This window comes from Cellulophaga fucicola (genome assembly GCF_900119145.1).
Taxonomy (GTDB): Bacteria; Bacteroidota; Bacteroidia; order Flavobacteriales; family Flavobacteriaceae; genus Cellulophaga; species Cellulophaga fucicola.
The window spans coordinates 1-11,190 of record NZ_FPIY01000014.1; the positions used below are offsets into that span (position 1 = coordinate 1).

The 11,190-nt window shown below is 30.9% G+C and carries 10 protein-coding genes; all 10 read right to left on the reverse strand.

What is annotated here, in order from left to right; translation table 11 throughout:
* Positions 1–228: 228 nt before the first annotated feature.
* Positions 229–1,068, reverse strand: a complete 840-nt coding sequence (locus BT107_RS17230) for a HEPN domain-containing protein (RefSeq protein WP_072305078.1) — start codon at positions 1,066–1,068, stop codon at positions 229–231.
* A gap of 182 nt (positions 1,069–1,250) precedes the next feature.
* On the reverse strand, positions 1,251–1,955 hold the full coding sequence (locus BT107_RS17235) for a hypothetical protein (protein ID WP_170854757.1): 705 nt from the start codon (positions 1,953–1,955) through the stop codon (positions 1,251–1,253).
* 750 nt (positions 1,956–2,705) lie between these two features.
* Positions 2,706–4,100: a leucine-rich repeat domain-containing protein gene (locus BT107_RS17245; protein ID WP_072305081.1), complete on the reverse strand. Its 1,395-nt coding sequence runs from the start codon at positions 4,098–4,100 to the stop codon at positions 2,706–2,708.
* A 162-nt stretch (positions 4,101–4,262) separates the two neighbouring features.
* Complete coding sequence (locus BT107_RS17250; RefSeq protein WP_072305089.1) at positions 4,263–4,712, reverse strand: DUF4262 domain-containing protein; 450 nt, start codon at positions 4,710–4,712, stop codon at positions 4,263–4,265.
* A 164-nt stretch (positions 4,713–4,876) separates the two neighbouring features.
* A complete protein-coding gene (locus BT107_RS17255; RefSeq protein WP_072305082.1) occupies positions 4,877–5,617 on the reverse strand; it encodes a hypothetical protein in 741 nt (246 codons plus the stop codon).
* Positions 5,618–6,377: 760 nt separating this feature from the next.
* Entirely contained in the window at positions 6,378–6,812 is a 435-nt protein-coding gene (locus tag BT107_RS17260; protein WP_139254347.1) for a hypothetical protein, read from the reverse strand.
* Between the two features lie 1,383 nt (positions 6,813–8,195).
* The gene (locus BT107_RS17270; protein ID WP_072305085.1) at positions 8,196–8,603 is read right to left on the reverse strand and encodes a DUF4288 domain-containing protein; all 408 of its coding nucleotides are present in this window, start codon (positions 8,601–8,603) and stop codon (positions 8,196–8,198) included.
* Entirely contained in the window at positions 8,603–9,154 is a 552-nt protein-coding gene (locus tag BT107_RS17275; RefSeq protein ID WP_072305086.1) for a hypothetical protein, read from the reverse strand. The genes BT107_RS17270 and BT107_RS17275 overlap by 1 nt, the downstream gene beginning before the upstream one ends.
* Positions 9,155–9,311: 157 nt before the next feature.
* Entirely contained in the window at positions 9,312–9,893 is a 582-nt protein-coding gene (locus BT107_RS17280) for a hypothetical protein (protein ID WP_072305087.1), read from the reverse strand.
* Positions 9,894–10,115: 222 nt separating this feature from the next.
* Positions 10,116–11,072: a hypothetical protein gene (locus BT107_RS17285; protein ID WP_072305088.1), complete on the reverse strand. Its 957-nt coding sequence runs from the start codon at positions 11,070–11,072 to the stop codon at positions 10,116–10,118.
* Between the last annotated feature and the right edge of the window lie 118 nt (positions 11,073–11,190).

Consider the following 11,190-nt stretch of genomic DNA (forward strand, 5'->3'; position numbering starts at 1 on the left):
TCATTCCAATTATTTCTTGTGAAATAAGCTTATTGAAAGTAAAAAACATCAATAGAATAAGAAAGTTTCTCATTTGGTTTTAATTATTGCCAACGTTGTTGTATAAGCTTTGTTGCGTTGGTTTAGTAGTAAAGTTAGTAAATAATTACCGACCAAGAAAGTCCGCGAGGACTTTCGCAAGTAAGCAAAAAGCCAGCAATAAAGTTTATACGGTGTTGTGCAACGTAATTATTTCTTTTCAAATACATATTCCATAAAATCTTTTTCAACATTATAGTTTTCATTTTCAATGTGCCAAACTAATATTTCACGGGTTATATCTTTTAACAATAGATATAATTCAATCGAGTACTTTTTTGATTCTCCCTTATGAACTAAACTTGACCTAACGTCATATAATTTTTTTGCAGTTGGAAAATCAATTTTAATATCAGAATTTATTGAATTTCTTAAAATATGATTTACATATAATGAAAAACGAAATTTTAATTCTCCAGTATCGTTATTCGTTAGTAATGATTCTAATATTCCAACTAAATTTATAAACGAGTGATGTAAATTATCTGCGTCATATTTTAATCGCTCAATATTTAAAAGGATTTTTTTATTCTCAATTTTTTTAAGTTTAAGAAATAATTTTTCAATTTCTGGTAAATCTTTAACTGATATTTGACAAATACCTGTTTGTGGAATTCTTCTGAAACGAGGATAATTAAAATGAGTTATTTCAACGGTTGTATTTTGGCTAAAAGTGGCAACTATATTTCCTAATTTATATAAATGAAATGCTTCAAGTATTAATTCAATATCATCAAAAAATTCATTTCTTAAATAATATTCACTACCTATTAATTCATTCCTGTCAGAGTCACTATAATCTGCAAGACTTTTTAAGTTATTTCTTCTTTCTCCAACGGGTTTTGGTTTCCAAGCTGTTACTTCCTTTTCTTCATTCAGTTCAAAACTTTCTAAATCAAAAAGCCAACATTGATTTTGGTAAGAAATCTTTTCAATTCCAAAATGTTTTAGATTAACTGCGTCATTGAAATCAATTATATCAATTTTCATTAATGTTTTAAATGGACCTCTTTTTGGAAACAATGTAAATATTTTTATTGGTTAAGGTTTATGTTGCACAACGTTGTTGTGTATGGTTAGTTGCGTGGTTAAGCAACTAATTTAGTAAACTTTTACGAACCCGTGAAAATTCCGCAGGAATTTTCGCAAGTAGGCTAGAACCAAGCAATTAATTATACACGGTGTTGTGCGTTCGTTTTTATTTTTCGGTCAATTTCGTCTAATTCCTCAATCGTGTGAAATCCATCATCTCCTTTTTTCGTAAATTTTGTTTTTATTTTTCCAGCAGACCAGAATATAAAATCCAATTTTTTCATTTCGGACAACTTATTATCTTTAAAAACATGGTCAAAAAGTCCAATTGTTTCTGGTAAAAGATTTTGGTTAATTATTTGCTCGTAACCATTTTGAATTTTGTCAAGTTGGTCTAAATACTTATCCAATTTAATTTCAAATTCCGATTGATATGGTCTTGACATAGAAAACATTTTAGCAACTTCGCTGTCGTAAATCGGCATTATATCGTCAATTGTATTAAACATCTTTGTTGCAAATGAAAACTGCAATGTGTTTTGTCCTTTTCTGTTCGGAAACGAGTAAAGTCTGCGTAACACTTTTTCAAAGTCAAATTGTCTTTCGTTCCGATTTTGTTCTAATATTTTAAAATACTCTTTTTTAAATTCAGGCGTAAGTCCAGCGTTGTCAATTTGGTAAAAACTCCTAAAAACAAATTGAAATAAGTAATTCTCATTAATATTCGATTTCCTAAATTCAGTTTTTAGAAAATTATAAACATCGACACTTTCTTGGTCAATATTTTCAATTATTTCAGTTGAATTGTTTTCAATCCAGTCAGTTATTTCTCGTATTTTTTTCATTATTTTTTCCTGAATTTTCAATTTTAGTACGATTTTTCTTAAATGACGCACAACGGTTTTGTGTATGGTTAGTTGCGTGTTTAAGCAACTAATTTAGTAAACAAAAACGAGCGCGAGAAAATTCCGAAGGAATTTTCCAAGTAGGCAACGACCAAAGCAATTAATTATACACGGTGTTGGCAAATCGTTTTTATTTTTTCACACGTTTCAAATTCCGTATCGCATAGAATTCAAATCCGTTTATTGGTATTATTTTCCGTCTTTTTATTCGGTAACTGATAGTCGAATTATTTTCAGTCCATTTTTTGTCCGCTTTACTTTCTTTTTCCAGTTTTATTTTAAGAAAAAGAGTGTCGTTTTCAATTTTCCATTCACCTTTTAATTCCGAGTATATTATTTCGTGATAGTGATAGAATTTGGTTCGATGAAAAGTTCCGTTTTCGTATAGTACTAAACTGTCAGAATCGATATAATTCCATTTAATTCCGCTACCAATTTTCGATTTAGTTTTTTCTTTATTGAATACATATTCAGAGTGGATTTCTTGTGAAACCACAAAGTTGGTAAGAATACCAAAAATCAATATTAGAACTGTTTTTCTCAAATGTTTGCCAACGTTTATGTATAAGAATAGTTGCGGGTTTGCGTGCGAGGATTTTCCGAAGGAAAATCAGACGTAGTAAACACGCAACTACCTTTGATTAAGCACTAAACCGCAATTATTTTTATACGGTGTTGTAGTGCGTTTTTTTATTTTTCACTTCTTGTTTGGTACTTTATTTCACAATTCGGAAGCCAAGTTTTTAAATTTTCTTTGTCTTTATCTGATAGATAATCGTCATCAATTCTTAATGTTCTTAAATTTTTCAACTTACTAATATTGGAAGAAATTGATTTAATCGGATTATTCCATATTTCCAATTTTCGTAAACCAACTAAATCTCCAATATTTTCTGGAATACTCTCAATTTGATTGTCAAAAATCAATAGCTCTTTTAAATTCGATAAATATTCAGTTTCAACTCCTAATTCACTTACATTGTTAGTATATAAATAAAGAGTTTCTAAATTTTCAAGACGCTTATCGATAAATGACAAGTTAGAAAAAGAATTACCATTTAAAGAAAGCCATTTTAAATTTGGTATGTCTTTAATTTCGTCTGGTAAAATATTTAAATTGTTCCTTGATAGGTCAAAATGTTCTAGACTATCTAATTTAGATAAGTCGCAATTGATTTCTGTAATTTTTGTTTCTGCAAACGAAATGCTTTTTAGCTTTTTCAGTTTATTAAGTTCACAGGGAAAGTCTTTAATTGGATTTTTAGCTAGTATCAAGTTTTGTAAAGAACTTATTTCTAAAACTTGTTTTGGGACTTCTGTTAAATCATTTCCCGTTAGAATTGCTTTATAAATGTCAAGCTTTCCTAAACCGTTTGGTAATGAAGTCAAATCCTTATTTTGAAGCCATAAGTATTTACCTTTTTTGTCAGTCCAAATAATTGAATTATCACTTTTGTAACTACTTGAAACCTTATCAATTCCTATTTCATTACAAAGTTCCGTAATTTTTTCTCTTACGGCTTTTTGTTTTGAACCGTTAATTGTAAATAACCAAGCTTTAATTTTATCGTCACTAACGATACAATCAAATTCGAAATTTGGATTCCAATCTACTTTTTTAAAGTCTCTTATTTTCTCATTTCCAATGAAGAATTGCAATCTATTAGGTATTTCTTCGACTTTTGTTGAAGTAATTAAAATTCCGCTCTTTGGTATTATGATTTTTTTAGTCCAAAATTCCGTTTCAGGAAGTTGTGGGTAATTCTCAATTCCAAAAATTATTCCCGCTTCTCCACTAAATTCTTTTGGAAATGTAATTTGATTATGTTCTTGCCATTTTAAATAAGTCCAAGCAGAAAACAGCAGATAAACGATTGTTAAACTGATTTGACTGATTTTAAAAATCTGTTTGTTGCTTATATTACGTTTAAGAATGAAGTCAATTAAATAAAGAAGAAGTCCAATTCCAATAAAATATAAACCAAGGATTATTAAATATCCTAAAGTCAGAATCGCAACTGCAATTCCGAGTAGGATTGTTAGAAATCCACAAATTTTTAATGGTGTTGATAATATTCTTCTCACGATTTTTTTAATGCACTACAACGTTTATGTATAAGAATAGTTGCGAGTTTGTATGCGAGGATTTTCCGAAGGAAAATCAGACGTTACAAACACGCAACGACCTTTGATTAAGCACTAAACCGCAATTATTTTTATACGGTGTTATATGCAGTTTTTTTTCAGTCATTTTATATTTCCGACTATTTTTTGGTCATAATCATAATTCGGTTCGTTTGGAAAATTTCCATTTAGGTCAGGGAAAATTAACTGTAAATATTCATAATTTTTATTTTCATAATACTTTATAGAACTCAAAACATATTCTGATAAATTTCCATTTTCAACTTTGATAAAATATACAGGAAATTTTTCAAATAAATCTTCAATTTTTTCATTCAGAGGTACTGTTCCGAATTTATATTTTTCCGCATATTTTTCTGTCAATTCAGAAGTCAAACCATTTGGTAATCCAGAAATAAACAATTCAGGAATCTTTAAATTTTCATAAATTCCAGTTGAATAACCAAAAGGTGTAAAACCTATTTCTTCCATCACATAAGTTTTATGAAAATCATATTTTTCAATGTTTTCATAGACTTTTTTGAAATATTTTTCTTTTTGTTCCTCTTTCATTTTGGGTTTCAGCGTAATTGCATATAACGTTGTTGTATAAGCTTTGTTGCGTTGTTTAAGTAGTGAATTTACTAAATAAAACACGAACGGCGAAATTCCGGAGGAATTTCCCAAGTGAGCTAAAACCAGCAATAAAGTTTATACGGTGTTGGCAATCTGGCTTTTTATTCGACTAATTTTAATTCAGTTCGTTTTGTCTTTTTTAGGTTTTCAATATTTAAATCTGTTAAATTCCATACGTAAATTCGATTATTCGTTTTGCTCAGAACTCCAAATTCCGATATAATTTTCTTTTGTTCAGAATTTGTTAAATGTGATTCGTTTATATAATTAATTGGATATAAGTTTTTTATTATTCCGTTCAGAATTTCAATTTTATTTGAAGTCCAAATATGGTCTTTTTCTAAAATATTAACGGAAGTTGAAAATAATCCTTTTTTAATTTTTCTTTCAGTTCCTAAATCAAAATTCGAGTCAAGTTTTGTTGTATATCCATAATCAAAACCTAATTCGTCAATTAAAATTCTATTAAATTCTAAAATTGATTTTTCATTACAATATTCTGTGCTTATTTGTAAACAAAAGTCAATTGTTGATTTTTCAGGTTTCTCTTTTAAATTCAACATTTGATTGCTGATAGTAAAATATGTTTCGGTTTTTTCAGAATCAAAATCGACAAAGCAATAAACTAATTCCTTATTCGATTTTAGTGCTTTTTCAAAACCACTTTTAGTTTTGTAGATTGATTGATAATTAATGTCAAACGATTTTGCTTTAAGTTCCGACATTTTTTCAATTTGTTTAATGCAGAATAGAATTTTAGATTCCATTTCAAACATTTCTGCGGATTTTTCGTCAGTTAATTTGAATAGTTTAATTATCCAATTCTTTGTTCTGTTTTTCATTAGGAACTTAATTTTTAGCTTGTTGCCAACGGTCTTGGCTATGATTAGTTGCGGCGTTAGAAATCCGTAGGATTTCCCGCCGCACACTAAACATAGCAATAATGCGTGGATTTTCCGTAGGAAAATCCCAAGCAATTAATTATAGCCTGTGTTACCTGCTGGTACGACACGTTCGAGTAAGCACGTCCGTTTTGCGATTCCGTTTTTCTCCGCCCGAGTTGGAAGTCCTTTCGGAGTTTTTCCGCTTTTTAAAATGCCGAAAAAAACCGGAATTTCTCCGGCAACTTTTTTTCCGTCCAAATTGGAAGTCCTTTCGTGATATTTTTCTTTTCTAAAATGCCGAAAAAAATCGAAATATTTCCGCTGGTTTTTTCTCCGTCCGAGTGTAAATTCCGCAAACTTGCTAAAAATTCCGTTCCGCTTTTAAATTCCGTCCGAGCGAGAATTCCCGCGTACTGTTTTTCAAGTCCGCCCGAGTTGGAATTCCGTCCGTAAACTTGCTCAAAATTCCGTCCGTACCGAACTTTTTATTTTTTTGGAGTACTTGCAGGTAACGGCGCGGCTAAGCGTAGTGCGGAGGCAAGGAAACTTTTCGTTTCCGTCTGCGCACGAAGCTAAAGCTTATTGTTTTGCTTTTTCTTTTTTTGTCCAAAGCTAAATCCATAAGATTTAGCGACTTTATAAATATACACAGACCTTAGATTTTAGCCCTAAAGTCCGCATTACGTTTAGGCATTGTTACCACACGGTTTTTTTAGTTTCAGTTAATAAATCCTTTTCCCACAGCCCATTCATACATCTCAATACATAACCAAATAAAGCCCAAAATAGCACTTAATACCCCTATAGTTTGCATTATAAATTTTCCACTTTTTAAGCTAAATAATCGTTTAAAGAATTTTGGAACTTTTTTTGTAATAAACTCTTTAGTCCAACGAAAGAAGCTAGCAATTCCTGCAATAAGTCTTATTAAGTAATTCCTACGAATAATTCGATGTTCATAGTCAAAGGTATCTGCTAAAAGATATGCTTTGTCAGTCAATTTTACTTTTATATACGAATCAGTCTGTTTTAGTAATTCCACGTACCCATATTCAATAGTCCATTGTTTCTCAACAAAATCTTTTAAGTCCGTCGGGAATCCATTTATTTTCAGAGTCAATTTGGTGATTTTCACAATCTTTTTCTTCGTCAATAGAAGATAATTAAGTAAGAAGTGTGAATAGAGGTCATTTAATTGACTTTCTAATTCAGCTCTCTTTTTTATATTCTCGTATGATTCAAACAATCTTTAAAATTAATTAATGGTCAAACTGTGTGGTAACGGTCTCGTATAACCGTCAGTTACGAATTTAAAGTTAATAATTTTCGGTTATGAACTGACGTTAGCAATTCCGAGTGGATTCGGACGTAGTCGAATCCGCCGTAATTGTGGTTATACATTGTTGTAAACAGTTATTTTTTCAGCGATGTATTTTTCAATCAGTTCTTTGTCCGCTTTATTTTTTAAGATTAATAATTCATTGTTTTTATGTGTCCGATAATTCATTAAGAACTTCGTTTTTCCACTTCGAGTTAATTCCGAGTATTCAAATCGGTTTGGGTCAAACTTTTCACTTATCAATTCCGTTTTTTTGAGTTCGGTCGAGTATTTTTTTCAGTCGAATTAATTTTCCGCTTTTCTCGTCTATTTTTAATTCCGAGTAGTAAATCCAAGAGGCAAATCGGTAAATAGTGTATCCGATTAAAGTCAAAATCGCAACAAAAATTCCGATTCCAATTCCGAGAAACCAAATCAGAAATATGAATGAAGTAGAAGTCCAAATCAATAGTTCTTTCCAGTTAAATGGAATTCTATCACTCAGCGTATGAACGTTTCCATTTTTGGAAATTCTAAAGTAGTCTTCGCGTTCGTTCATAATTGTTTACAACGTTATATATAAGTGTCGTAGCAGGGCAAAATGTTACCCTGTTTTTCGATATTTCTGCGCATTGGTTGCTAATTTTTTTATTTTGCAAGCATTGCGCCTTATCAAATATACACGAACCTATCGATTCATCACCGACCTGCTATGATCATTTATATGGTGTTATGGCGCGTACCACTTTTACAAGCCTGTTCTTTGCAAATATTCCGCAGCAAGGCGATATCCCTTACGTTGTTGCTCCGTAATATTCATCTATTTTCCTGCGATCGCTTTGCTGCCATTAGATCGATCACTTACCAAACCATAGAATCACAAACCCTTTTTTCGTCAATATTTTCGTAATCAACTAAAAAAAAGCGATTTTTTGCACGCTTTACTCCGAAACATTCCTTTTGAGTGGTTTTTTTATCGCTTTTTTACTTTCGATCCAAGACTAACCATGGCAAAAATACTCAGGTCTTTCGATCGTGGCTCGTCCGCCGTTGCGTATTGCTTTTCACATTCAGAGTATGTGCCATAACGTTTATGTATAAGAATAGTTGCGGGTTTGTATGCGAGGAATTTCCGAAGGAAATTCAGACGTTACAAACACGCAACGACCTTTGATTAAGCACTAAACCGCAATTTTTTTTATACGGTGTTAGCCACAGTTATTTATTCGGTTGTTGTTTCGGTTTTATTAATTTCATTAGCTCTTTCTTTTTGTAAGGCATTCTCATTGTTCTTCGATTACTAATAAATCCGTAATCATTCCACATCAATTCCGCACCATCTTCAATGTCTTCATAAATCGGCAACAATTCTCCAATTCCAACAAAAATCCATTCCATTTCTATTTTGTCAGAATTTGTGAATTTATATTCTGCTTCTTTTCCAAGCTTTACAGCTTTATCAAATGCTTTTTCTGGTGAATCGGCTTTAATTAAATGATGATTTCCCCAAGTTGTAACTCTTCGCAACTCTTGCTTTTCATTTCGTTCAACAGGTTCACATTTTTCAATAATTTCGACTATGTACCAATTCCCATTTTTATTTGAAATCTTTTCTGCTTTTTCCATTATTCTCTTAAATATTTTGAAAATACATTTGCATAACGGTCGTCAAAACTCAATTTTGTTATATCCTCAAAATTGTGCTTTGTGTTTTTCTTATCCAAAATACCTTGAGCATTAAAATATCTTATCGAAATGGATTTTTTATTAATTCGCTTTAACAGTCCAATGCAAAAAAAGTTTTGTTTAGGATGTTCGCATTCTGATATAATTGTCAATTCAGTTTCTTTAATATCTTTTACGATTGAATTCCAATCCGTTAAATCAACTTTATATTTAGCTTTAATTTCACTTATTAATCCTTCTTCTTTTAATATCCGATGGATTGTTTTGTCGTTCTTATTATATCTAACGTGTTTGATTGTTTGAATCGGAATAACTTGATAGCCTAAAACTCTGAATTCGTCTGTTTCTTGAAGTAATATAAAATCAGGCGACTTATCGAGAATAAATCCAGTAGAGATTCCCTCAAAACTACCTTTTTTCCTTGTCAGTCTAACGTATAGTTTTTCAGAACAATGTTTGTCTAATTTTTCTATTACTTTCTCTTTTTTCACGGTTCTGTTTTAATTGTGGCTAACGTTGTTGTGTATGGTTAGTTGCGTGGTTAAGCAACTAATTTAGCAAATAAATCACAGATAGAATATTCCGCAGGAATGTTCGTAAGTCGGCAGTGACCTAGCAATTAATTATACACGGTGTTGCCAGTAGTTTTTATTCTGCTATAAATTTTTCAAATTCCGATTTATCTATTTTCTGAATTATCGTTGGGTTTCCCATTTTAAGTTTTCCAGATTCAGTTACCGAAACTATTTCATCATTCGGTTTCTCAATAAAATATTCGGAAGTATTATTTCCAAAATCATATTTCGACCACGCGAATGTTCCTTTTCTATTATCGTTTTTATAATAATCAGTTTCAGATTCTGCATTTAGAATTCCGTATTCAATTATTTTTTTAAAGTGTCCATCCGTTGATTCGGTTTTCCACCATTGGGTTTTGAACTGTTCTGATTGATATTCTCTATTTTCCCAATTATCTCCAATTTTTGGTATTCCGAGTTTTTCACGTTCTGAATTAAATTCAATTCCGTGATTTTTGTTTATCGGAATAACTAATTGGTAGATTGCGTTTAAACCAATTAGAATTCCCACGTAAACAAGTCCTTTGAGTATTCCTTTTCCCATTGTTTTAATTGAGAAAGTAAATTCTTTTGGGTCTTTCTTATAGTCATAATAATACGCGATTCCAATCGGCACAATTATTAAAACTATTATCAAAATTCCGTATATCATTCGTGGTTTCTTAAATTACTGGCAACGGTTGGTATATGAAACGTAGCGTGCATAAAGACGCTGAACATTCGGATTATACACAAGCCGAATTTTTAAATTTTCTTTTTTTACTTTATTCTCGCAAAAATCCAAATTTAAAAATTTGGCGATTTCGCAAATACACCCAAATCTCTCGGAAAGCCTGTAATAGCTATGTTTTATATACGTTGTTACCACACGTTTTTATTCCCAATATGTAATAGTTCTACTTTCAATATAGATTGGTATAAATTTTTTCGATTTAGCAAAATGTTCTTTCATTGATACTTTTCTGTTAATCCAATTCCCTTTTTTATCAAGCTCGTATTTATACTTTAATTCTCGATTGAGTTCCGCATTTTCGTAAATTTTACTGTTTATGGGGTTAAACAAGCCATCGAATTCGGTTATTTCGTCAAGATGGGTTTTTAAATCTGCTGAAACTGTGTATTCGGTTCGTTTTTTTATTCTCCCATTTTCCCATTCTAAATCTGTAATGAATGTTGTCCAACTAGTTTTGGATTTGCTTTTAGTCAAATTTCCGTTCTCATCGTACAAATTTTCATTAATATAAATCGGTTCGCTTTCGTTTTCCACAGTTTGAGTTTCTAAAACGATATTATTTGCTTTGTCAAATCTATATTCATTGTGAGTAATAATTGTGTCTCTGTCCTCATAGACTATTTTTTTAGTTAGTAAATTTTTCCGATTGTAAACCAAGTCCATTACACTTTCTAAACTATCATTTACAAACCATTTATTTCTCGTTATATTTTTAGTAGTGTCATTTTCTATAATTAGCAAATAATTTTTATTGCCCTTTTTGTCTGTTGATATATTTTTAGTTAAAAGCTGTCCGTCAAACTCATAAATATCTTTCTGAAAAAACTCGCCAAAACTGTCGTAATTTGATTTTTCTTTAAGGGTGCCAAAATCAGTAAATTTTTCAATGAAAACTAAACTAGGTTTCACGTTATCATTTTCGTTTTGATACGTGCCTTTATAAAATTCAACTTTTTTTACTTTCCCAAAAAGATTTCTCTCTTGCCAAACATTTTCAAAATCTGAATAGATTGGTTTCAAATCCGTCGGATAGTCTTTTGTATCTCCACAGCTAATAACCAAAAAAAATAATAATAGAATTGAAGTTGATTTTTGCAATGTTGTTTGTTTAAATGTGTGGTAACGTTCTAGTATAAGAATAGTTGCGGGTTTACGTGCGAGGATTTTCCGAAGGAAAATCAGACGTAGTAAATTTGCAACGACCTTTGTTTAAGCC